The sequence below is a fragment of the Arthrobacter sp. BF1 genome, from assembly GCF_056680215.1.
On sequence record NZ_CM155271.1, the window covers coordinates 785,412 to 808,720 of the forward strand.

A 23,309-nucleotide genomic window follows, 5' to 3' on the forward strand; every position below is an offset into this window, starting at 1 on the left:
CAAGCGCCAAACAGGGAGGAGGACCAAAATGACCAAACGTCCTGAAAATTCCCGGGGCAAGGCTCATACCGACGGCCTGCCCAAGACAGAGCCGCTTTCGCCCTCCCAGCTCCGCCAGGATGCTGCCGCCAAGCGGATGCTGCGGCGCCTGGTCCAGGGGGAAAACCCGCCGACGGCGCCACTGAGCATCGTGGACAGGCTCGCGGGGAGCCCCTACGCCAACCCCATGATCCAGGTGGGAGGCGTGGACACCTCCGCGCGCAAAACCCTGGACTTTGCCTTGCACCTGGCCGAGACCATGTTCCGGTACGGAGCAGGCGCCCTGGAGGTGGAGACGAGCATCATTGCCGTCACCGCAGCGCTGGGGCTGAAGAACATCGAGGTGGACATCACCAACCAGTCGGTGGCCATCAACTACGCTCCCAAAGACCAGCCGCCCATCGCGTTGCTTCGGGTGGTCCGGTCCTGGACCAACAACTACGCCGGGCTGGCGAAAGTTCACCGGCTGGTCACCGACATTGTGGCCGGGGGAGTGGGACGCGATGAAGCCATCCGCCGGCTGGACGAGGCCATCACCAGCCCCAAACCGTTCCCGCGCTGGATGGTCACCATGGCCTTCGGCGTTTTCGCTGCAGTCTTTGTGGGCGTCCTCGGCGGGGGTCCGGCGTCTTCAGCCATCGCCTTCGTGGCCAACCTCGGGGTCAGCCTCCTGGCCCGCCAGCTGGGCCGGTGGCGGGTCCCGGACTTCTTTACGACGGCGGCGTGCTCCTTCGGTGTCACGCTCACCGCGCTGCTGTTGTGGCGCTTCGGACTCACCAATGCGCCGGCGATCGTGGTGGTGGGCGGCATCCTGCTGCTCCTCCCCACCGGGCGGCTGGTTTCCTCTGTCCAGGACGCCATCAACGGGTTCCCCGTCACGGCAGCGGGCCGGTTCCTGTCCACGCTGCTGACTTTCGGCGCAATTGTGGCCGGGATCGCGGTGGCCTCTGTGGTCGGGGTGATGACCGGGATGCAGGCCATAGACGTCACCGAGACGTTCCCGCCCGCCTACGACCTGTGGGTCCTGGTGATCTTCATTGCCCTCGCTGTGATGGCCATCGGCATCACGGAGCAGACCTCCTGGGATCTGCTGCTGCCCACAGCGGGCGTGGGCGTGGTGGGTTACTTTGTCCTCCTGGGCGCCGGCTCCCTCGGCGTTGGGGACCGGTTCTCCCCGGCGATCGCCGCCGTCGTGATCGGTCTGCTGGCGAGGGTGGTGGCACTGAAGATGGGCGCCCCGCAGTTGGTGGTTGCCGTTCCGGCTGCGCTGATTCTGCTGCCCGGCCTGACCATCTTCCGCTCCATGTACGTCCTGACCATCGAAGAATCCGAAATTCTGTTTGGCGCCGGTGGGATGCTGAACGCCGGGGCGATTGTGTTGGGCACGGCGGCCGGCATTGTCCTCGGTGACACGCTTGCACGGCCCCTGACGCGCAGCCTGGCCAGCAACGAGCGCCGCCGCGCCCGCCGGCGCTAAAGCCGCTGGCAGCACGGCGCCGGGCCGCGCGGGGCGTCTGCAGCGGTCCGCCCGCGCAGATCTTTCCCGCTCAGATCTTCCCTGTTTAGATCTTTCCTACGGGCAGCTTCTTCTCAGCCTGGAAATCGTCCTCTACCCGGCCCTTGGCCCAGTAGCCGGACAGTGACACCTGTTTCCGCTCGAGGCCACGCTGGACAAAGAACACCTCCCGCAGGGCCTTCATGTAGCCACGCTCGCCGTGGGCAAAAACGTCAACCCGTCCCGCCGGCCAGTCGGCGTCGGCCACTGCGGAGACAAGGAGATCGCCTTCGCCCGCGGGGGCACCGTTCCGGCGGAGCCAGTTGAGCTGGACACCTGCCGGGGCCGCGATGTGCTGGATGTCGGCGTCGCCGTCCACCTCGATGAATGCCAGGCCGCGGGCGTCAGCCGGCAGGGATTCGATGACTGCCGCGATGGCAGGCAGGGCGGCCTCGTCCCCGGCGAAGAGGTACCAGTCGGCGTCAGGCGAGGGGTTGTAGGCGCCCCCGGGGCCGGTGAACGTGAAGGTATCGCCGGGCTTCGCGGTGGCTGCCCACGGCCCTGCCAGTCCTTCGTCCCCGTGGACCACAAAGTCGATGGCCAGTTCCTGGGCAGCCGTATCCACCCAGCGGACCGTGTAGGTGCGGGTGAACGGCCACTGCGCCCGGGGCATGGTTTCGCGGATGGTCCACAGATCCAGCGGCCGGGCGTACTCAACGCCGGGCTGCGGGAACACGATCTTCACGTAGCGGTCCACAAAAGCGTTGTTCACGTACGCGGAAAAGCCCGGGCCGCCCGCCACGATCCTGACCATGTGCGGCGAGAGTTCTTCCCGTCGGATGACCGTGAGGTCAATCTGCGGACGGGTGTTCTTTGTTGCGCTCGTGGCGGCCGGGACAGTGCTCATAAGGCAACCCTAAGCTAAACAACCTGGGGGAGCTCCCAGGTTACGCCGGACGAGCCCTGTTCCCGCAGCAGCTCATTGATGGCGCTGAAAGGCCGTGAGCCGAAGAATCCGCGCGACGCCGACAACGGGCTCGGGTGCGCGCTGGACACTACGGCCGCGTCGGACAGAAGCGGCCGGACGCCCTCGGCATCCCTGCCCCACAGCACCGCCACGAGCGGCGGACTGCCGCCGTCAGCGGTGCGCCGGTGGGCCACTGCGGTGACTGCCGCCGTCGTAATTGCCTCCCAGCCCTTACCGCGGTGCGAGCCTGCGGCACCCGCCCGGACGCTCATGACCCTGTTCAGCAGCAGAACGCCCTGACTGGCCCACGCGGACAGGTCGCCGTGGACTCGCGGCGGAATGCCGAGATCGGACTCCAGTTCGCGGTAGATGTTCGCCAGGCTCCGGGGGATGGGCCGCGTCCGGGCGTCGACGGCGAAGGAAAGGCCTACCGCGTGGCCGGGCGTCGGATAGGGGTCCTGGCCCACGATGAGGACCTTGACATCAGCCAGCGGTTGCCTGAAGGCGCGGAGGACGTTCGACGGCGACGGCAACACTTTGTGCCCCGCGTCCACTTCCGCGGCCAAAAACGTGAGGACGCCGCGCAGCTCTGTTTCAACCGCGCCCAGGGCCTCCGCCCAGTCAGCAGCCATCAGCTCACGCAGCGGCATGGCAACCAGCTCGGCGAAACCAACGGCATCCGCCGGCTCCGCCGCCAACTCGAACAGGGCGTCAGATTCAAACACGGTCCCATTCTCGCAGGGATGCTCCCGGGGACGACGGCCACAGCGGCCGGGCCGCAAATGACAAGCCTGTTATTTACGCCGTAGCATGGGATGAGAATTTCAACCTCACCAGCGAAGGGATGTGCCGTGGCGGAGCCTGCTCGGGAACACCTGCCGGAAGCCGCGGAGCACAGCCCGCTGCTGGCTGACTTCACCCTTCGTGACTCCCCGTTGAGCGAGCGCGACCAGCAGATGCTGGCTTTGGAACGGCAGTGGTGGAAGTACGCGGGGGCGAAGGAACAGGCCATCCGGGAGCTCTTCGACCTGTCCGCGACACACTACTACCAGCTGCTGAATGCCCTCATTGATTCCGAGGCGGCGCTGGCCCACGACCCCATGCTGGTCAAGCGATTGCGTAGACTACGTACGTCGCGTCACCGGGCGCGCACTGCTCGCCGCCTGGGTTCCGACGCCTGACTAACTTCGTGCTGAGCCATCAGCAGCAATCAACAAGGACGTCCCTGCACCATGACCAAATACGCTCGCGATGAATTCGACAAGGTACCGGAGACCGCCTCGCGGCAAGGCGTCCACCGCACGGCCGCGGTGGCCGTCCGGCGAAAGCTCTGGCCGGTCCTGGCGGTGGGAATCGCGGCGCTGGCCATCGGACTTGTTTCCTTCCTGATCCTTCCCAAACTCGGCTTCACTCACGCCGGCAGCGAGCTGTCCACAAGCCTGGAAGCGTCCGCGTCACCCGAAACAAGCGCCGCCCCGTCGGCCAGCGCGGAGCCGTCCCCCAGCGCCGAGGCCTCGGAGAGCGCCGAGCCGTCAGCGAGCCCGGAGCCTTCGGCCTCGCCGTCCGCCACAGCGACGCCGGCCACCGTCCTGAACAAAGCGCAGGGCGTTGCGGTGTACAACGCGGCCGGTACCGCCGGGCTGGCCGGACGTGTCAGTTCGGTCCTGCAGAACGACGGCTGGACGCTGGGGCAGGTGGGCAACTGGGCCGGGGCGCCGCAACAGACGTCCAGGATCTTCTATGCGGGTGAGGCTCAGCGGGCCAACGCTGAAGCACTCGGGACCCTCCTGGGCGTCCCCACACTGGTCAACAGCCAGGAGTTCCAGGTTCCCCTTGTTGTGGTGCTGGGGCCGGGCTACCGCTAGCACCAGCGGTCACGCGTCCATAACTTTCGGGCAGCCGTGAGCAGGGCGGCTCGGCCACTTGAAGGGGTTGTGGCTAGAGTGATTTCAGGCTTCGGTCCCTGTCGCGGCGCACGGCTGCACGTGCCCACAGCGGGGTGGACCGTCGGCACTACGGAAAGAGTGGACATCATGGCATTGGGAACCGTCAAGTGGTTCAACACCGAAAAGGGCTATGGCTTCATTACCGTGGATGGCTCAGGGGATGACGTCTTTGTGCATTGGTCGGCCATCGACGGCGAAGGCTACCGGGCCCTCGAAGAGGGGCAGCGGGTGGAGCTCGAAGTCGGCGAAGGCGAGAAGGGCCCGCAGGCCGAAAGCGTCCGGCCCGCAGAGTGAACTGCGGCAGCCTGACATCAGCAATCCTCCGGAGTACCACAGCGGCGGCCGTCCTTCTGGCACTGGCCGGGTGTGCCGTCGCCGCCGGGGGCAACGCCCGGCTGGACACCGTTGAAGCTTCCGGCGATGGTGTCCTGCGCATCGGCATGATCCTGGACAACGCAGGGAAGCAGAGCTTCCTCAACGACGCACAGCGGGCGGCGGCCGAGGTTGCCGTCAAGGACATAAACGCCGCCGGGGGCCACAAGGGCAGACCTGTTGAGTTGATCATCGGGGCCGGCGAGGATACCGGAGCGCAGGCCGGTAACCTCGTTGCCGGCAAAGCCGACGTAGTGATTGGACCCACGGATTCCAGCCATGCGGCAGCCGCCATCGACGTGCTGTCCGCCGCCAGGACACCGCTGATCTCGCCGGCGAATTCAGCAGCGGCGCTGAGTTCGTACAAGAGCGGCGGCTATTATTTCCGGACGGCGGCAGCTGACGTTGCCCAGGCTTCCGTATTGGTGAAGCTGGCCAAGGACGGCGGAGCCAAGAGCATCGCCGTTGTCCACCAGGACAGCGCCTACGGCAAGGACGTCTCTGACGCGGTAGCCGGCGCCGCCACGGCAGCGGGCCTGGAAACCGTCAGCACATCGGGCTTCAAACCGGGCGCCGCGCAGAAGTCAGCCGCAGCTGCCCGGGCTGCAAAGCCCGACGCCGTCATACTGATCGCGCGCGACGACGCTCAGGGTGACCTCGCGGAACTCAATAATGCGGGGCTCTCCGGCGCCAAAATTATCCTCAGTGACGGTGCCTTCGCGCAGTATGGTTCGGGGCTTGGTTCGAAGGCCCTGGATGGTGCCCGCGCCGTGGTGCCCGGCATGTTCGCCTCGGCAGCCTTTCAGGCGCGGCTGCTGGAAGTTAATCCGGCCTTGAAGGACCTGTCCTTCGCAGCCGAGGCCTTCGATGCAGTGAACCTTGCGGCCTTGGCCGCGGCTGTGGCCGATGACGACGCGGGTCGCTCCATCGCGGCCAACCTGATCGCCGTGTCCGGCGGGACTGCCGGCGGGCAGGACGCGGGCCAGCCCGGCAAAGCGTGCCTCTCGTATGCCGACTGCCTGGCAGTCCTGAAGACCGGGGCGAAAATCAATTACGACGGCGAATCGGGGCCGGTTGCCTTCGACTCCCACGGGGACATCACCACGGCGAACTTCATGGTGTTCACATACGGCGCGGACAACCGGGCCGTACTCACCGGACGCGAGGCAGCAGGCCGGGCGGCAGGCTGATCGCCAACGGCGAACGGCCACCGGCGGATACGCGGTTTCGAGGTCCATTCGCTTGCACTCTCACCTAGGGAGTGCTAATTATTGAGTTAGCACTCCTACGTACCGACTGCTAAAGCAACGTCCGGCATCCGCCGGTTGCGGAGCTTGGCGCCGGGCCTGGAGCGAGAGAAACACCTAGCTGGAGTGAGATCCCCAGCCACGGCATACAGAGGCCGCGGTCAAAGATCGTCCGTCGCGGGCACTGCAGTGAGGTTCATTCTTAACGACTGTCCCGAAAGGACTACTGCCGTTATGGCCAAGATCATTGCATTTGATGAAGAGGCACGCCGCGGTCTTGAGCGGGGCCTGAACATCCTCGCCGACGCCGTCAAGGTCACCCTCGGCCCGCGTGGCCGCAACGTCGTCCTCGAAAAGAAGTGGGGCGCCCCCACGATCACCAACGATGGTGTGTCCATCGCCAAGGAGATCGAGCTGGACGACCCTTACGAGAAGATCGGCGCTGAGCTGGTCAAGGAAGTTGCCAAGAAGACTGATGACGTCGCTGGCGACGGAACCACCACGGCAACCGTGCTGGCCCAGGCACTGGTCAAGGAAGGCCTGCGCAACGTTGCGGCCGGCGCTGACCCGCTGTCCCTCAAGCGCGGCATCGAGAAGGCCGTAGAAGCCGTCACGGTTGAACTGCTTGCCTCCGCCAAGGAGATCGAAACCAAGGAAGAGATCGCGGCCACCGCCTCCATCTCCGCCGGTGACGACGAAATCGGCGCCCTGATCGCCGAGGCCCTGGACAAGGTTGGCAAGGAAGGCGTCATCACGGTCGAGGAGTCGAACACCTTCGGCCTCGAGCTTGAGCTCACCGAAGGCATGCGCTTCGACAAGGGTTACATCTCCGCTTACTTCGTAACCGACACCGATCGCCAGGAAACGGTCCTTGAGGATCCGTACATCCTGATCGTCAACTCCAAGATCTCCAACGTCAAGGAACTGGTTGCTGTCCTGGAAAAGGTCATGCAGTCGTCCAAGCCGCTGCTGATCATTGCCGAGGACATCGAGGGCGAGGCCCTGGCCACGCTGATCGTCAACAAGATCCGCGGTACGTTCAAGTCTGTTGCCGTCAAGGCTCCGGGCTTCGGCGACCGCCGCAAGGCCCAGCTGGCCGACATTGCTGTCCTCACCGGTGGCCAGGTCATCGCCGAGGAAGTCGGCCTCAAGCTGGAGACCGCCGGACTGGAACTCCTGGGACGCGCCCGCAAGGTTGTTGTCACCAAGGACGAGACCACCATCGTTGAAGGTGCCGGCGACGCCGACCAGATCGCTGGCCGCGTTTCCCAGATCCGCGCCGAGATCGAAAACTCCGATTCGGACTACGACCGCGAGAAGCTGCAGGAACGCCTGGCCAAGCTGGCCGGCGGCGTTGCAGTCATCAAGGCCGGTGCCGCAACCGAAGTTGAGCTCAAGGAACGCAAGCACCGCATTGAGGACGCTGTCCGCAACGCCAAGGCTGCTGTTGAAGAAGGCATCGTCGCCGGTGGCGGCGTTGCATTGATCCAGGCCGGCGCCAAGGCGTTCGCCAACCTGAACCTCACGGGTGACGAAGCAACGGGCGCCAACATCGTCCGGGTTGCCATCGACGCTCCGCTGAAGCAGATCGCTTTCAACGCCGGCCTCGAGCCCGGCGTTGTGGTGGACAAGGTCCGCGGCCTGCCCGCAGGCCACGGCCTGAACGCAGCCACCGGCGAATACGTCGACCTGCTGGCTGCCGGCATCAACGACCCCGTCAAGGTAACCCGCTCTGCCCTGCAGAACGCGGCTTCCATTGCCGGTCTGTTCCTCACCACCGAGGCCGTAGTGGCCGACAAGCCGGAGAAGAACGCTCCGGCCATGGGTGGCGGCGACGAGATGGGCGGCATGGGCGGCTTCTAGCCCCCATTTGCCCAGGCAAGACGCACCGTAGCCAAACGCACGACGGCGGTCCTCACCAAAGGTGGGGGCCGCCGTCGGCCGTTAACCCCGGCGTTAAGGGTGGCAGGAACTCTGGCAGGATGGAACCGTGACAATTACTGCAGCAGCCGACGGTTCGGCTTTAGGAAACCCGGGCCCGGCCGGCTGGGCCTGGTATGTCGACGACGAGTGCTGGCGGGCAGGGGGATGGCCGCACGGCACCAACAACCAGGGTGAGCTGATGGCAGTGCTTGACCTGTTCCGCGCTACCGCCCATATCCCTGACGAGCACCTGAAGGTCCTCTGCGACAGCCAGTACGTCATCAACTCGATCACCAAATGGATGCCGGGCTGGAAGCGGAAGGGCTGGCGAAAAGGTGACGGCAAGCCTGTCATGAACCTGGAGCTGCTCAAAGAACTGGACCGTGAACTCGCCGGCCGCAAGTACACGTTCGAATGGGTCAAAGGCCACGCCGGCCATGACCTCAACGAGGCAGCCGATGAACGCGCCCGCGCCGCAGCCACCGCCTACCAGCAGGGGGTCGCGGCCCGTTCCGGCCCCGGGTTCGCCGGTGCCCCCACCGCGGCGAGTCAGTCCCAGAGTGCCGCCGGGGCCGGAAGCCCTGCCGCCAAGGCCGGGAGCGGCCTTGGCGCTGCCCGTACGGAGCCCTCTCCCGCCGTCGGCGCGAGCCCCTTCGGACAGGCACCCTTTGAGGAGCCGGACCTGTTCAGCGAGCTGGAGGCCGAGGCGTTCAATGAAGCGGAGCCAACCGGGGCAGAACCCGGCCCGGAGGCGATCGTCGAGGCCCTCGAACGCGAGCTGGCCGGCCCGGAGGCCAGGGGCGACATTGGCCGCACCGGTGTCCTCCTGCACCCGGACTTTATGGAGATCGGAAGTTCAGGCAGGGTCTGGACCCGGGACGCCATGATGATGGCACTGGAAGAGGACCCGGGGCACCAGACGGAGCTCGAAATCCTGGGCGCCGACCGCATCGGCATCAGCGCGGTCCTGCTGACGTACCGAAGCTATACACGCTCGGGCACGGTTCTCCGGAGCTCACTGTGGGTGCTGGATGGCACCAAGTGGCGGCTGCGGTTCCATCAGGGGACACCCGAAGCCTGACCGGCTCAGCTGAAGCGCTGCGTGTTGCCCTGCTCGGCCTGGGCATAGGTGTTCGCCGCAGATGCCAGGGCCAGGTTGATCGATGCCAGCGAGGCCTCAACCTTGCCCTGCGTCAGGGTCCACTCCGCCACGAGGGCCTGGAAATTGTTGGCCGCAGAGCCACGCCAGGTGGCTTGCAGTTCGTCCAGGCCCCGCTTCATGGTCTGCACGTCGGAACTAATCCGGTCCACTGTTGCTTTGACGTTGGCGGACTTGAGCTGGAGAAGTTCGGTGTCGACGGAAATGATGCTCATGGCTGATGCCTCTCGATGAAGTGGGACAGCTTTCGCTGCCCGCCCGGCTGCTCCGGGCCCCTGCATCGAGCCTACGGAGGGGCGCTGCCGGCCCGCCACGCCCGAATGCTATATGTGGATAACCCTGCCGTCGCCCTGACCGCCGCCCAGTGCGTTCCCATCGTGCCGGTTGTCCCTATCGTCCAATTCGGCCCGTTCCGCTGGGATTCCGTGGACGCCGTCAGCAGCTTCATGGCGGACGGGCAGGCTGACCACCAAAGTGGCGCCTCCGCCGTCGGTCGTGGCCACCCTGACGGACCCGCCGTGCGAACCGACGATGGCGGCAACAATCGCGAGCCCCAGCCCGCTTCCACCGGTCTCCCGGGTCCGGGACGTGTCCGCGCGGTAGAAACGCTCAAAGACCTTGGCAGCTTCCTCTTCCGAAATGCCGGGGCCGTGGTCCCGGACTTCAATCACGGCGCGGGGTTGCCCGGCATCGGACGCGCGGATGCCTACGGCCAGTTCGATGGGACTGTCTTCAGGCGTGTAGCGCAGCGCATTGCCTACGAGGTTTCCCACCACCTGGCGCAGCTTGGCTTCGTCACCCAGCACAGGCGCGTGCACGGCAGGGCCGCCGTCGAGCCCTGTCAGGGAGATGGGACGCGTCCGGTCGCTGGCCTGCGTGTCCACCACTGCATCGTGCGCGATCAGCTGCAGGTCAACTGGTTTCTGCTGGAGGGGACGCTGTTCATCCAGGCGCGCCAGCAGCAGGAGGTCCTCCACCATGGACCCCATCCGTTTGGCTTCGCTTTCGATCCGCCCCATGGCAGTGGCCACGTCCTCGTCGGTGGCCAGGGCGCCGTGGCGGTAAAGCTCGGAGAAGCCCCTGATGGTCACCAGCGGCGTACGCAGCTCATGGGATGCGTCAGCCGCGAACCGGCGCATCCTGGCCTCGGAGGCGGTCCTCGCGGCAAATGCCGACTCGATGTGGGCCAGCATGGCGTTCAGCGAGCTGCCAAGCCTGCCCAGTTCGGTGTGGGGATTGTCGATGTCCACACGCCGGGAGAGGTCGCCGGCGGCGATGGCAGCGGCGGTTTTCTCCACCCTTGCCAAGGGCCGGAACGACCGGGACACGGTCCAGCTGGCGATCAGGGAAGCAAGCAGCAGTGTGAGCAGGCCTGCCACGCAGATCACCAGGGTGGCGTGTTTGAGGACGTCATCCACGCTCTGCAGCGGCAAGCCGATGACCACAACGGCAAGGCGCCCGCCGCTGAGGACCGTCACGGCGACGACGCGCCAGTTCTGGCCGTCCGTTCCCCTGACCTGGTAAGGCTGGGAGCCCCGTTTCTGGGCCTCGTCCAAAGAGATGCTGCTGATGTCCGGGCGGGTGTCGGCGTCCCCGCCGAACGCGTAGGGTTCCTCGCCGGGTACAAAAAGAGTCAGCGAATAATCAGTGGGGACCGACATCGGGTTGGGCGCCTGCAGCGGCGTGAACGAGCGCTGCTTGCTCGCGAGTTCGACGGCGGCGTGCAGCTTGTCATCCACCTGGCCCTGGAGATAGCTGTTCAGCAGCGCAAGGGTGCCCGCGCCGGTGGCGGTCAGGGCAACAATCAGTAGCGCCATGATGATGGCGACCAGCTGGGACCTCAGGGAAGCCGACTTCCATCGCTGCAGCAAGGTCAGCGCTTCTCTGCCGTCCGGAGCACGTAGCCCACGCCGCGCTTGGTCTGGATCAGGGCAGGGGCGTCAGGATCGATGTCCACCTTGCGCCGCAGGTAGGAAATGTAGGACTCCACAATCGAGGCATCACCGTTGAAGTTGTACTCCCAGACGTGGTCAAGGATCTGGGATTTCGACAGTACACGGTTGGGGTTCAGCATCAGGTACCGCAGGAGCTTGAACTCGGTGGGGGAGAGTTCGATGACGGTGCCGCCACGGCGCACCTCGTGCGCGTCGTCGTCGAGCTCCAGATCATCAACGCGGATGACGGCGTCGTCGTCGAGCAACGGCTGGGTGCGGCGGAGGACGGCCCGGATGCGCGCCACCACTTCGTCCAGGCTGAAGGGCTTGGTGACGTAGTCGTCTCCGCCCACGGTGAGCCCGGTGACCTTGTCCTCGGTGTCGTCCTTCGCAGTCAGGAACAGGACGGGGAAGTGCTTGCCGGACGCCCGGAGCTTGCGGGTCACGGTAAACCCGTCCATGTCAGGCAGCATAACGTCCAGGACGGCCAGATCCGGTGCGTGCAGCTCGGCGGCGGCCAGGGCATCGCGCCCGTTGGCAGCTGAAACCACCTCGAAACCGGCGAAGCGCAGGGACGTGGACAGCAACTCACGGATGTTGGGTTCATCGTCAACAACGAGGAGCTTGGCTTCGGGACCAGTCTTCTTCATACTCCCATCATGCTCCCAGAGTCTGTGAGTTTTCTGGATGGCTGATGTGTGTTGCATGTGCCTACGCGGCGCCCACATCCTTGGCGTCCATGATGCGGTACGCATAGCCCTGCTCCGCAAGGAACCGCTGCCTCTTGGCTGCGAAATCCTGGTCCAGGGTGTCCCTGGCCACCAGTGAGTAGAAGCGGGCTGCCCGGCCGTCCTTCTTGGGCCGGAGCAAGCGTCCCAGCCGCTGCGCTTCCTCCTGGCGGGACCCGAACGAGCCCGACACTTGGATGGCAACCGACGCCTCCGGCAAGTCGATGGAAAAGTTGGCCACCTTGGAAACCACCAGGGTGTGCACCTCACCGGCACGGAAAGCGTCGAAAAGCTTCTGCCGTTCCTTAACGGAGGTATCTCCCTTGATGACAGGAGCGCCGAGGCGCTCGCCGATCTCGTCCAGCTGGTCGATGTACTGCCCGATCACGAGCAGTTGCTCGCCCTGGTGCCTGGCCACCAACTGCTCCACGATCAGGGTCTTGGACTCTGACGTCGAACAAAGCCGGTACTTGTCCGCGTCCTCGGCCATGGCGTACGCCACGCGCTCGTCCCGGGGCAGGTCAACGCGGACCTCCACACAGTCCGCGGGTGCGATGTAGCCCTGCGATTCGATGTCCTTCCAGGGAGCGTCGTACCGTTTGGGTCCGATGAGGCTGAAAACCTCGCCTTCACGGCCGTCCTCCCGCACGAGGGTGGCGGTCAGGCCCAGCCGGCGGCGGGCCTGGAGGTCGGCCGTCATGCGGAAGATGGGCGCCGGCAGCAGGTGGACTTCGTCGTAGATAATCAGGCCCCAGTCGTGGCCGTCCACGAGTTCCAGGTGCGGGTAGAGGCCGCCGCGTTTGGTGGTGAGCACCTGGTACGTGGCGATGGTAACCGGCCGGACCTCCTTGACCGCGCCGGAGTACTCACCGATTTCGTCCTCCGTGAGGGAGGTGCGCTTGAGCAGCTCATCCTTCCACTGCCGGGCGGCCACCGTGTTGGTAACAAGGATCAGCGTGGTGGTGGAGCTGGTGGCCATGGCTGCTGCGCCCACCAGGGTCTTGCCGGCGCCGCAGGGGAGCACCACCACGCCGCTGCCGCCGGCCCAGAAATTTTCGGTGGCGAGCTGCTGGTAGGGGCGCAGCTTCCAGCCGTCCTCGTTGAGGGCGATCAGGTGCGGAGTGCCGTCCACATAGCCGGCCAGATCTTCCGCGGGCCAGCCGATTTTGAGGAGCAACTGCTTGAGCTGGCCGCGCTGGGAGGAGTGGACCACAATGGTCTCGCCATCGATCCGAGGCCCCAGCAGGGGCTGGATCTTCTTGGCCCGGATCACTTCCTCCAGTACCGGGTAATCATCCGTGCGCATCACCAGACCGTGCTGGGGGTCCTTTTCAAGCCGTAGCCGGCCGTACCGGGACATGGTCTCTTCGACGTCGATCAGCAGCGAGTGCGGCACCGGGAACCTTGAATACTTCAGCAGGGTGTCCAGGACCTTCTCGGCGTCCAGCCCGGCGGCGCGTGCGTTCCAGAGGCCCAGCGGCGTCAGCCGGTAGCTGTGCATGTGCTCCGGAGCGCGTTCCAGCTCGGCGAAGGGGGCGATCGCATGGCGTGCCTCGGTAGCCAGTTCGTGGTCCACTTCGAGCAGGATGGTCTTGTCGCTTTGGACAATCAGCGGGCCGTCGTTCACGTGGGGCAATCCTTACTGGCGCAGTTCCTCTGCGGCTTCGACATCGATGATGCGGTGGATGGAGAGCACGCGCTCGGTTTCCTTGGCAGGATCGAAGACCCTGACACGGCCGCCGCCTACGGAAAGGGGAACAACCGTTTCCAGGTTGGAATTCCCGTGGCTGTCCACCACGTTCATGCTCACCAGCTGCTTGAGCCGGATGGCCCGCTGCAGGGTCTCGAGGCCTAGCTGGGTGGCTGTTTCGCCGGAGCCAAGTGCGGTGACCGGATGGCTTCCGTTGCCCTCTGCCCGGCCTTCTGCCCGGCCGTTCCGGAGGACAGCCAGCTGGGCGGCCACGTCCTCCTCCGCAGGCGCAGTCCGCGGCGCAGTGTAAACGGGCCGGGCGCTGCCGGGGGCGCTGGTGGTTCGCCGGAGCCGGACCAGTGCGGGCTCCGATTCCACCGTGGGGGAGAAACCCAGCCCGCGCAGGACCTGGGCAGTTTCCCGGGGCGGGACTGCCGAAATCAGCACGGTGGGCGCGATGCGGGCCAGCCCCAGGGCGGCCGCCTTCGACTCGGAGGCGAGCTCCAGCACTGCGGCCTCGTCATCGCTTTGGATAAAGCTGGCGGCTGTTCCCACCCGGAGGCGGCCGTGCCGGGATGCGGTGTCTTCCACGAGGTACTCGAGCGGCTGGGGCACGGCGGTGGCTGAATGTTCACGGAGGAAGCCCAACAGGCTGGCCGCGTCGTGCCCGGCGTCGAGCGCGCGTCTGATGGAGTCGGTGGAGAACCGATAGATGGTGGCGGGGCCCTGGCCTTCGGCGTCGGCCATCAACAGGAGCTTTTCGCTCAGCTCCGGGGCCAGGTAACCGGGGGCAACGGCCGTGAGGTCTGCCTGGAGCAGGACGTGGTTGAGCGCTGCCGGCAGGTGTTCGCCGAGGATGTTCAAGGCTTCATCCGGGTTGTCGTCGGCGATGGCGCTGCCCAGCTGGCTCAGGGCGCCGGAGCCGATCAGTCCCAGCAGTTCCGCTTCGGCCAGCACACCCTTGATCAGGGAGCTGAAGCGGCGGGCCATGCGGGGCTGTGCCCATTCAGCCCGCTGCAGGACGGCGGCCGCGTCCAGGACCGGGGCCGTGCCGTCTCCCGCGCCCGCCTCGCGTGTGAGCTCGTTCAGTATCTCCAGGATCCGTTTCCTGACAACCGGGGCGTCGGGCCGCTGCGCCTCGCCGGAGAGGGCGTTGACGGTGGTTCCGGCCAGGCCCCGGTGCGCTGCGGAGGCGCCGGCGGGACCGCTGACGGGCTGCCCCACCAGCGACGGCACGCGCTCGCTCGCGAGCCAGGCGTTGACCAGCCACAGCCATTGCTCCTGCCGGGTGAGATCCAGCCATTCCAGCTGCGGCGGCTGCACCCAGGTGGAGGAGTCAACATCCAGGCGCAGCAGGCCGGAAAGCGCGCTGAGCTCCAGCAGCAGGCCGGCCTGCTGCTGGTCGATGCGCAAGGTTTCGGCCAGCCGCTTCATTTCGCGGACCCCCACTCCGCCGCTGCGCAGCGTGGCCAACGGCTGTGCCCTGACCGCGTGGAGCAGCTCGCCAACCAACCGAAGCGTCTCGGCGATGGCGCCCAGCGCTGCGTTCCGGCGCAGTGCAGCAGTGGTGCTGCCCAGCTCCGGAACCGGGGGCGCAAGGGTGAAATCGTTGATGATGGCACCGCCGCGCAGGGACAGCCCCACGCTGTGCGGCAGTTCCACGTGGGCGGCGTCCAGCGGGACGAGGAGTCCGCGCGCCAGCAGCCAGTCAACGGGCCCGACGTCGGCGCCCTGGTTCGTCACGGACGCTTTCCGTTGCGCCTGGGGGACGGCACCCATGGCCCAGTTGCGGAATTTGGCGAGCAACGCCGTCGTCCGTTCCGGGGCTCCCGCCAGGGCCTGGGCGAGCGCCTCCGGCGAGGACGTCCAGTGCTGCAGCGCGAGCGCTGCCTCCATGGGTGTGGTGGCTTCCTGGATGGCGACGCCGCTGCGGTGCAGCTCGGCAACGAGCTGGACCGCCCGCTGGGCGAACGCCGGCTGGAGCCGGACCAGCTCGGTGTAGCTGCGCCCCAGTCCGGCGGGATAGATGCCCACTACATCCTTGAGGCAACCCACGGGCAGGTAGTAGCGCAGCCGGTGCCCCGACGCCGGCGTCCCGTGCGGCGGCTCGGCCCTGTGGACCAGGGCCAGCTCCTGGAGCGAGGCCAGGATTCGTTCCACGGCCGCCGCTGTGGACCCGGCAATGAGCTTCCGCACGCCTGCGGCCGAGGCGCTGTGTTCAGTGTCCGTGTTGGTGCACAGATGGAGCGTCTCCAGCACCTGCATTTGGGGTCTGTTCAGTCGTTCCAGGGCGCGCTGGACGCTGACCCGGGCGCTGGCCCTTGCCGCCAGCGCGGGAAAATCCGGGACCGGCGGGGACAACAGGTCCGGCCGCGCTGCAAAGAGGGCCCGCAGCGAGTCATCGCTGCGTGCCTCCAATTCTTTGCTGAGCGCGCGGATAAGGGACATCAGTCCAACGTTACAGCCCGCCGGACTTTCCCGCCCGGCGCCTGCCGGCCACGCTGTCCAGGACCAGGACGAGCATCAGGAGGAAGGCAACCGGCAGTCCGTACAAAGCGGTGGACGTGACCCAGACCGGGGCGGCCACGCCCGCGAAGGCCATGGCCATAACTGCCCCCACGGCCACGAGGGAAAGGACGGCAACTACCGCTGCAGAGATCATCAGTGGGCGTCGGTAACGCGAGGGTGTCATGCACGTAACGCTAACAGGGCCCGCCGCCGCCGGCGGGATAATCGTGGGCATCTGAACGGTCGGGCAGGAGCCGCGGCGACGGGCGTGGCAACCGGCGTGACGAAGGGCGTGACCAAGGGCCGCTGAAAGCGGTAATCCGCCCCCGGCAGGATAACCTTGAGGGAACAGACCAACACGGTCCGTCGCTGTCATACCCTGAACCCGCATATCGGTGCGGATGCGGTGACTGCCGGCCGTGTCTCAAGACGCAGAACGAAGAAGGTTGATTACGTGCCTACCGGCAAGGTCAAGTGGTATGACAAGGAAAAGGGCTTCGGATTCCTCGCGGGCGAAGACGGCCAGGAAGTCTTCCTGCCCAAATCATCGCTGCCCGAAGGCGTCACGGAGCTGAAGGCCGGCACCCGCGTTGAGTTCGGCGTAGCCGACGGCCGAAAGGGTGCCCAGGCCCTGGGGCTGCGCGTCCTGGACAAGACCCCGTCCATCGCCAAGGCCAAGCGGCCCAACGCCCGGGACCTGGCACCGCTGGTGCAGGACCTGGTGAGTGTGTTGGACAACCTCTCCGGCACCCTGGCCGCGGGCAAGTACCCGGAAGGCAACAAGGGCAAAGCCATCGCGGCGGCCCTGCGCAAGGTTGCCGACGAGCTGGACGTTTAGGCTTTGACGATGAACCTGGAAGCTGAACAGCCGGACACCACGTCAGGGGAGCAGGCACCCTCGAGCGAGCAGGCACCGGCAACGGAGCAGTCAGGCGTCAAACCTGAGCCCAAACGCCGCGCCGGCGTGCCCGTGTGGCGGATCGGCAAGCCGGATGCTTTCCTCGCGGCGGCCGTCGATGTGGCGCGGGCCGCCGTTGAAGGCATCACGGCGCCGTCGGACATCGGGGCACACCTCGCGGCCAAGAGCGAGGGCGACCGCCTGGTCACCCACCTTTTCGAATGCAGGCTGCCCGGCTACCAGGGCTGGCAGTGGTATGCAGTGGTGACCCGGAACTCCCGCTCTAAAGTGGTTACCGTCAGCGAGTTGGGTCTCCTCCCGTCGGCGGACTCCATCCTGTCCCCGGAATGGGTGCCGTGGGCCGAACGCGTGCGCCCCGAGGATGCACAGGCAGTGGAGGAAGAGCCAGCCAGCAATGACGAGCCGGACGCGGACCAGGCCGGCGAACCCGAACCTGCCGACGAACCCGAATCTGCCGGCGAGGCTGACTAGGCGGTTGGTGACGCGCAGGGTTGAACAGCACGGAGGCCGGCCATGATGTCCACCTTCAAATCCCTGCACATCCTCAATTACCGGATCTGGTTCATTGGCGCACTGGTTTCCAACATCGGAACCTGGATGCAGCGGACGGCCCAGGACTGGCTGGTGTTCGACCACCTGACCGATCACGACGCAGGTGCCATGGGTATCACCATGGCCCTCCAGCTGGGACCCCAGCTTTTCCTGGCCCCAGTCGCCGGTCTCGTGGCGGACCGCTACAGCCGCAAGCAGCTGCTCATCATGACCCAGTCGGTGATGGCCCTGCTGAGTACAGGCCTGGGCATCCTGGTGGTGCTCGGCGTCGGCCAGTTGTGGCACGTCTATGGCTTTGCCCTGCTGCTGGGCATGGTGTCCGCGCTGGATGCGCCGGTCCGCCAGACCTTCGTTTCTGAGCTGGTCCGCGACGACTACCTGCCGAACGCCGTCGCCTTGAACAGCGCCTCCTTCAATGTGGCCCGCATGATCGGGCCCGCGGTGGCAGGGATGCTCACGGTGGTTGTCGGGCCCGGCTGGGTGTTCCTGATCAATACCGTCACGTTCCTGGCGATGCTCCTGAGCCTGTGGAGGATCCCGACGGCGTCCTTGCGGCAGCTTCCCCGCGCGGCGCCCGGCAAAGGGCGTATCCGGGAGGGGCTGCGCTATGTGCGGTTCCGGCCGGACATCGTGGTGGTCCTGGTGGCCGTTTTCATCGTGGGAACCCTCGGGCTCAACTTTGTGCTGTTCATCGCTGCCATGGTGGGCACGGAATTCGGGCTGGATGCGGGCGCCTTCGGCCTGATGAATTCGATCATGGCGATCGGTTCCGTGACGGGCGCACTCCTGTCCGCCGGCCGAGGCAAACCCCGGTTGCGGATGATTTTCGGCGCCGCGGCTGCCTTCGGTGTGACCTCCGGACTGGCCGCACTGGCCCCGAACTACTTCTGGTTCGGCGTTGCGCTGGTGCCGGTGGGGCTGTTTGCGATCACCATGATGACCAGTGCGAACGGTTACGTCCAGACCACCACCGATCCGGTCATGCGGGGCAGGGTGATGGCCCTGTATATGGCCATCTTCATGGGCGGCACGCCCATCGGGGCGCCGCTGGTGGGCTGGGTGGCCAACGTCGCCGGGGGACGCTGGTCCCTGGCCGTAGCGGCCGCCTCCGGGATCATCGCTGCCCTGATTGGCATGGTTTGGATCATCCGTGCCCAGCAGCTCCGGCTGACGTTCAACCGGCGTGCGCGCGGCCTGCGCCACTTCGGCGTCGTCTCCCAAATCGGGGACACAGCAAACGGCGCCGCCCGGGACCAAAGCCCGGACGACGCCGTCGAACGCTGACGCCTGCGGCTTTCCGCAAGCACGCGTGCTGCAGGGAAGCTACTTGCGCAGCTCGCCCACAACGTAGTCGATGCTTGCCAGCAGGGCAGAGACGTCTTCCGGCTCGATGGCCACAAAGGTGGCGATCCGGAGCTGGTTGCGGCCAAGCTTGCGGTACGGCTCAGTGTCCACCACGCCGTTGGCGCGCAGCACCTTGGCGATTGCCGCGGCGTTGATCGAGTCGTCGAAGTCGATGGTGGCGATGACGTTGGAGCGGTCCTCGGCCTTGGCCACGAACGGGGTGGCGTATTCGGAGGCTTCGGCCCAGGCGTAGATCCGGCCCGCCGAGTCGGCAGTGCGCTTGCTGGCGAAGTCGAGCCCGCCGTTCTTGTTCAACCACTGCACCTGGGAATCGAGCGTCACCAGCGTGGAGAGCGAGGGAGTGTTGTACGTCTGGTTCAGCCTGGAGTTATCGATGGCCGTCTGCAGGTCCAGGAAGTCCGGGATCCAGCGGCCGCCGGCCTTGATCCGCGCGGCGCGTTCCAGCGCGGCAGGGGAGAACAGGCCCAGCCACAGGCCGCCGTCGGACGCGAAGTTCTTCTGCGGGGCGAAGTAGTACACATCCGACTCGGCAACGTCAACGTCCAGCCCACCGGCGGCGGACGTCGCGTCCACCAGGACCAGGGAGCCGGGATCGGTTCCCTCGACGCGCTTGACCGGAGCCGCAACGCCCGTGGACGTCTCGTTCTGCGGCCACGCGTAGACGTCCACGCCGGCCTCCGCCTGGGCCGCCGGGCGGGTGCCGGGCTCGGACTTGATGATGGTGGAGGCTTCGAGGAAGGGCGCCTTGTTGGTGGCCGAGGCGAACTTGGAGCCGAACTCGCCGAACGACAGGTGCTGGGCCTTCTTTTCCACCAGGCCGAAGGCCGCGATGTCCCAGAACGCTGTGGAGCCGCCGACCCCCAGGACAACCTCGTAGCCCTCCGGGGCGCGGAAGAACTGGCTGAGGCCCTCACGGACGGAACCCACCAGGTTCTTGACGGGCGCCTGGCGGTGGGAAGTACCGAGGATGGTCCGGGACGCTGCGGACAGTGCTTCAATCTGCTCCGGCCTGACCTTGGATGGTCCCGCGCCGAAGCGTCCGTCCTTGGGCAGGAGGTCGGCAGGAATAGTGATGCTGGTTTCGCTCACAAGGGCTCCAATTCGGCATGGACGGGGTTGGCGTCCGGGACGGTGGGGTGGCCGGCAGTCAGTGACGGCTGCAACGAGGGCCGCTTTTATTCTGCCTGAAACCTTTGATCGGGCGGCAACCGGCACCGTCATAGTCTGGTCAGTGAGACGATTCGCGGCGCCCCGCGATTATCCGGACAAATTCAAAATAGGCTAAGCTTTTTACTGGACCTCGCTGCGGCTTGAACGCGATACGGTGGGTCAACGCAAGGTACTGTGCTCGAGGAGCTGAGCTGGATGACGGATCTGATCGATACCACGGAGATGTATCTTCGAACCATTTTGGAGCTTGAAGAAGAGAACATCGTTGCTCTTCGCGCACGCATCGCCGAGCGGCTGCGCCACTCGGGACCCACGGTGTCCCAGACCGTCGGCCGGATGGAACGTGACGGACTGGTTGTAGTGTCCGGGGACCGTCATTTGGAACTCACGGAGACCGGCCGCAAACGCGCCACCGAGGTGATGCGCAAACACCGGCTCGCGGAGCGGCTCCTGGCTGATGTGATTGGCCTGGACTGGGCTTACGTTCATGATGAAGCGTGCCGCTGGGAGCACGTGATGAGCGAACGGGTTGAACGGCGCATCTACCAACTCCTTGACCACCCCACCAAGTCGCCCTACGGCAACCCCATCCCCGGTCTGGCAGCGCTCGGCGGGGCGGCAGCCGTGCCCGAAGCTGGTGTGATTAATCTCGTTGAGGCCATGCGCGGATACGGGCCGGCGTCGACTGTGACGGTCAGCAGACTGGCCGAGCCCATCCAGGTGGAACCTGAGTTGCTGGTACAGCTGGATGAGGGTGGAATCAGGCCCGGCGCGGCGGTCTCGCTGGAGCGCGTGGGTGAGTACATTTCCGTACGGGTCCCGGGGATCGAGGGCGCGCTCGAGCTGCCCCCGGAAGTTGCTGCCCACGTTTTCGTCTCCGTCAGCTGACACCCACCGCAACCCGGTGAAGGCAGCCCGGTGAAGGCAGCCCGGTGAAGCGGGCCTATGGCGCTGCCGTTCCACTTCGGCGTTAGCGCACCTTCTGCCGTATGGCAAATATAACGGAATTGTTACTGTCCGTTTTGATCGCCTATAGTTTAAAACCAAGCGTCGATATAAAAGCGTTACCTGATCTGGAGCCGAGCTCTGCCAGCGGATCGGGTGCACGAATCACTAACTGGCAGAGGCGGGGGAACCACAACCGGCAGTCGCAAGGCTGCCTTGGGGTGAAGTCCGTCAGCAGCAAGCCTCTTCCAGCGAAGGATCCTCACGGGATAGTTCTGCGCCAAGTGCTTGCAGCGGCGGACCGGGTCTATGAACTCTCTGACCCGAATCCGACAGCTAACTTCGCAGGCTATCCAGAGAGGAACATTCTTGACCACGCAATACTCCAGGGGCCGCCGCCGGGCGGCAGGCCCCGCTTTGGCGCCTCGCGCGGCTGAGGATTCCACCGCGGAGAGGCCCCGTGATCCGCAGCGCGAAGCGCGCCGCCGCCGCCGGGGTGCGTTCCGGCAGGTCACCGAATTCGCGTCCGCCAGCGGCGTTGGGCAGAAGGCCGGCATCGCCCTCGCTGCAACGGGCCTGGTCCTGACCGTGACCGTTCCGGTGACGGGCCCGGTCATGGCGGACCAGCAGCCTGGCCACTCCGTTTCGGCCGTGTCGGCCGCCCCGCAGCCTGAGATTTCCGCCGAAGCCGCCGCGCAGATTGACTTCAGCCGCTCGGCTGTTGTTACCCAGGGCGACCCGGACGGCAAGCTGAAGCAGCTGTTGAGCGCACAGTCGGCAGGATCCATCACCCGTGCGGCCTCCGCAGGGAGCCTGGGTGCGCCGCTCGCCCAGCTGGTCACCGCTTCACCGTTCGGCTTTCGGGTCAGCCCCATCACCGGCGGCACCGGTGACTTCCACCGGGGCCAGGACTACGTGGCCCAGTGCGGGACCTCAGTCCTGGCTGCAGCCAGCGGCACCGTGACGTTCGTCGGCTGGCACCAGTACGGCGGCGGCAACCGCGTTGTAGTGGATCACGGCAACGGCCTGGAAACCACGTACAACCACTTGTCGTCCGCCACCGTTTCGGTTGGCCAGACTGTGAGCCGCGGCCAGGTGGTGGCCCTCAGCGGCACCACGGGCGCTTCCACGGGCTGCCACCTCCACTTCGAGGTTCAGGTCAACGGCGAAGTTGTTGACCCCACAGGCTGGCTCTGAGTCCAAATGATGGCCAACTCTCAAATCACAGTGACATGCCGTGACCTGAATGTGACATTGGCTCTGAACTCCTGTACCGTCTAAAGCGCGTCAACTTTTCCGAAGTTGACGTTCTTGAGTGGATTGCCTAGCTCTGCCACCGCTCAAGGTCCGTTCGCATGACATCGTCTGGCAGGGGCGGGGGAACCAATTTTGGTCTTCGATTCTGAAGGCCTTGGGGTTAAGTCGCAAAGCTTCCCAGGAAGCAGCGCGGCCGGGTGACTCCCATCCGAATCCGACAGCTCACCTCGCAGGCATTGGGAGAGGCTACCTTCGTGTCTTCACGCCATAATTCTGCGCGCCACCGTGCGCAAACGGTTCGCACCAACCCCTTGGGCTCCGTGTCCAAGGCCGTTAGTGCAAATGCCGGGACCGTAGGTCGCCAGGCTGCTGTCATCGCAGCCGCGTCAGGTCTCATCCTGACCATGGGGCTTCCGGCCAACGCCGCGGACACCACCGCTGGTGTGTCCGCATCCACCGAGTCCGGGTCCGCGCAGGCTGCGCTTGCCGTGACCGCCGCACCCACGGCCACCGTTTCCTTCGAGCGCCCGGTAGTCAAGACCACCGCCGCGCCCGTGATTGAGCGGGTCCGTGCACAGTCCACGGCTGCGGAAACGGCAACCCGGGCTGCTGACGCAACCAAGGATGCCCCGGCCAAGCTTGCGGACAGTGTTTCCTCCGCAGCAGCGTCGGGCCTGGCAGCCATCGCCTACACCGGAATCGGCCACCCCTACCTCTGGGGCGGCACCACTCCCAATGGCTGGGACTGCTCCGGCTTCACCCAGTGGGTTTACGCCCAGGCCGGCATCAGCATTCCCCGCACGAACGCCTGGACTGCCATGCGGCCCACCTCCACCCCGTCCCCCGGTGACCTGGTCATGCAGAACGGTGGAGCCCACGTGGGCATCTACGTCGGCAACGGCATGATGATCAGCGCGCTGAACCCCGGACAGGGCACCCTGCTGCACGCCGCTGCAGCAACGGGCACGTCCTCGTTCTTCACCCTGGGCTGATAGTCCTCACCCCGGGCTAGTCCGTCCTCCGGACTTCCTCCCCGTTTCTTCCCTGGAAACTCTTCGCTAAATCCCCGTTCGGGGCGTGCCGGCGTACCCCC

The 23,309-nt window shown here is 66.0% G+C and carries 22 protein-coding genes and 2 riboswitches; of the genes, 13 read left to right on the forward strand and 9 right to left on the reverse strand.

The annotated features are described in order from the left end of the window. The first annotated feature begins 28 nt into the window (after positions 1-28). Positions 29-1,516 carry a threonine/serine exporter family protein gene (locus AC1MCD_RS03775; RefSeq protein WP_498675977.1) on the forward strand — a complete coding sequence of 496 codons (1,488 nt, stop codon included), beginning with the start codon at positions 29-31 and terminating at the stop codon, positions 1,514-1,516. Positions 1,517-1,601: 85 nt separating this feature from the next. Here the strand turns inward: AC1MCD_RS03775 and AC1MCD_RS03780 are convergent, their stop codons facing one another. Then, entirely contained in the window at positions 1,602-2,441 is an 840-nt protein-coding gene (locus AC1MCD_RS03780; RefSeq protein WP_498675978.1) for a siderophore-interacting protein, read from the reverse strand. 14 nt (positions 2,442-2,455) lie between these two features. Continuing rightward, a complete protein-coding gene (locus tag AC1MCD_RS03785; protein ID WP_498675981.1) occupies positions 2,456-3,226 on the reverse strand; it encodes a uracil-DNA glycosylase in 771 nt (256 codons plus the stop codon). Between the two features lie 126 nt (positions 3,227-3,352). Here AC1MCD_RS03785 and AC1MCD_RS03790 point away from each other — a divergent pair, with 126 nt between their 5' ends. From AC1MCD_RS03790 to AC1MCD_RS03815, 6 genes are all read left to right on the forward strand, one after another. Next, positions 3,353-3,682: a DUF3263 domain-containing protein gene (locus tag AC1MCD_RS03790; RefSeq protein ID WP_498675983.1), complete on the forward strand. Its 330-nt coding sequence runs from the start codon at positions 3,353-3,355 to the stop codon at positions 3,680-3,682. A 51-nt stretch (positions 3,683-3,733) separates the two neighbouring features. Next, positions 3,734-4,366 (forward strand): LytR C-terminal domain-containing protein, encoded by a 633-nt coding sequence (locus tag AC1MCD_RS03795; protein WP_498675985.1) that lies wholly within the window; start codon positions 3,734-3,736, stop codon positions 4,364-4,366. Between the two features lie 168 nt (positions 4,367-4,534). Continuing rightward, a complete protein-coding gene (locus AC1MCD_RS03800; protein ID WP_498675986.1) occupies positions 4,535-4,741 on the forward strand; it encodes a cold-shock protein in 207 nt (68 codons plus the stop codon). Continuing rightward, the gene (locus AC1MCD_RS03805; RefSeq protein WP_498675988.1) at positions 4,738-6,009 is read left to right on the forward strand and encodes an ABC transporter substrate-binding protein; all 1,272 of its coding nucleotides are present in this window, start codon (positions 4,738-4,740) and stop codon (positions 6,007-6,009) included. The genes AC1MCD_RS03800 and AC1MCD_RS03805 overlap by 4 nt, the downstream gene beginning before the upstream one ends. A gap of 291 nt (positions 6,010-6,300) precedes the next feature. Then, positions 6,301-7,929, forward strand: a complete 1,629-nt coding sequence (gene groL, locus AC1MCD_RS03810) for a chaperonin GroEL (RefSeq protein ID WP_498675990.1) — start codon at positions 6,301-6,303, stop codon at positions 7,927-7,929. A 127-nt stretch (positions 7,930-8,056) separates the two neighbouring features. Beyond that, positions 8,057-9,070 (forward strand): RNase H family protein, encoded by a 1,014-nt coding sequence (locus AC1MCD_RS03815; RefSeq protein WP_498675993.1) that lies wholly within the window; start codon positions 8,057-8,059, stop codon positions 9,068-9,070. Between the two features lie 5 nt (positions 9,071-9,075). Here AC1MCD_RS03815 and AC1MCD_RS03820 read toward each other — a convergent pair whose 3' ends face one another. The 6 genes from AC1MCD_RS03820 to AC1MCD_RS03845 form a co-directional block, all read right to left on the reverse strand. Continuing rightward, complete coding sequence (locus AC1MCD_RS03820) at positions 9,076-9,363, reverse strand: WXG100 family type VII secretion target (RefSeq protein ID WP_498675995.1); 288 nt, start codon at positions 9,361-9,363, stop codon at positions 9,076-9,078. A 108-nt stretch (positions 9,364-9,471) separates the two neighbouring features. Next, on the reverse strand, positions 9,472-11,019 hold the full coding sequence (locus AC1MCD_RS03825) for a sensor histidine kinase (protein WP_498675996.1): 1,548 nt from the start codon (positions 11,017-11,019) through the stop codon (positions 9,472-9,474). A 2-nt stretch (positions 11,020-11,021) separates the two neighbouring features. Further along, positions 11,022-11,732, reverse strand: coding sequence for a response regulator transcription factor (locus AC1MCD_RS03830; RefSeq protein WP_058929981.1), 711 nt, complete (start codon positions 11,730-11,732; stop codon positions 11,022-11,024). A 61-nt stretch (positions 11,733-11,793) separates the two neighbouring features. After that, positions 11,794-13,437, reverse strand: coding sequence for a DNA repair helicase XPB (locus tag AC1MCD_RS03835; protein ID WP_498675999.1), 1,644 nt, complete (start codon positions 13,435-13,437; stop codon positions 11,794-11,796). 12 nt (positions 13,438-13,449) lie between these two features. Then, positions 13,450-15,948: a helicase-associated domain-containing protein gene (locus AC1MCD_RS03840; protein WP_498676001.1), complete on the reverse strand. Its 2,499-nt coding sequence runs from the start codon at positions 15,946-15,948 to the stop codon at positions 13,450-13,452. Positions 15,949-15,958: 10 nt separating this feature from the next. Further along, a complete protein-coding gene (locus AC1MCD_RS03845) occupies positions 15,959-16,192 on the reverse strand; it encodes a hypothetical protein (RefSeq protein ID WP_498676003.1) in 234 nt (77 codons plus the stop codon). A gap of 270 nt (positions 16,193-16,462) precedes the next feature. Here AC1MCD_RS03845 and AC1MCD_RS03850 point away from each other — a divergent pair, with 270 nt between their 5' ends. The 3 genes from AC1MCD_RS03850 to AC1MCD_RS03860 are packed head-to-tail and all read left to right on the forward strand — an operon-like array spanning position 16,463 to position 18,763. Beyond that, a complete protein-coding gene (locus AC1MCD_RS03850) occupies positions 16,463-16,846 on the forward strand; it encodes a cold-shock protein (protein ID WP_498676005.1) in 384 nt (127 codons plus the stop codon). Between the two features lie 9 nt (positions 16,847-16,855). Further along, positions 16,856-17,398, forward strand: a complete 543-nt coding sequence (locus AC1MCD_RS03855) for a DUF3027 domain-containing protein (protein WP_498676007.1) — start codon at positions 16,856-16,858, stop codon at positions 17,396-17,398. A 45-nt stretch (positions 17,399-17,443) separates the two neighbouring features. Continuing rightward, positions 17,444-18,763 carry an MFS transporter gene (locus AC1MCD_RS03860; RefSeq protein ID WP_498678160.1) on the forward strand — a complete coding sequence of 440 codons (1,320 nt, stop codon included), beginning with the start codon at positions 17,444-17,446 and terminating at the stop codon, positions 18,761-18,763. A 39-nt stretch (positions 18,764-18,802) separates the two neighbouring features. On the opposite strand, the gene serC is transcribed toward AC1MCD_RS03860, so the two are convergent. Further along, positions 18,803-19,933 (reverse strand): phosphoserine transaminase, encoded by a 1,131-nt coding sequence (gene serC, locus AC1MCD_RS03865; RefSeq protein WP_498676009.1) that lies wholly within the window; start codon positions 19,931-19,933, stop codon positions 18,803-18,805. Positions 19,934-20,209: 276 nt separating this feature from the next. On the opposite strand from serC, the gene AC1MCD_RS03870 reads away from it, so the two are divergent. The 3 genes from AC1MCD_RS03870 (at position 20,210) to AC1MCD_RS03880 (ending at position 23,208) form a co-directional block, all read left to right on the forward strand. After that, positions 20,210-20,902, forward strand: coding sequence for an iron-dependent transcriptional repressor DtxR (locus AC1MCD_RS03870; protein WP_498676012.1), 693 nt, complete (start codon positions 20,210-20,212; stop codon positions 20,900-20,902). A 204-nt stretch (positions 20,903-21,106) separates the two neighbouring features. Then, positions 21,107-21,325: riboswitch (cyclic di-AMP (ydaO/yuaA leader) on the forward strand. A 3-nt stretch (positions 21,326-21,328) separates the two neighbouring features. Further along, positions 21,329-22,156, forward strand: a complete 828-nt coding sequence (locus AC1MCD_RS03875) for a M23 family metallopeptidase (RefSeq protein WP_498676014.1) — start codon at positions 21,329-21,331, stop codon at positions 22,154-22,156. Positions 22,157-22,305: 149 nt separating this feature from the next. Continuing rightward, positions 22,306-22,466, forward strand: a riboswitch (cyclic di-AMP (ydaO/yuaA leader). A 70-nt stretch (positions 22,467-22,536) separates the two neighbouring features. Further along, positions 22,537-23,208, forward strand: coding sequence for a C40 family peptidase (locus AC1MCD_RS03880; RefSeq protein WP_498678163.1), 672 nt, complete (start codon positions 22,537-22,539; stop codon positions 23,206-23,208). Positions 23,209-23,309 lie beyond the last annotated feature (101 nt).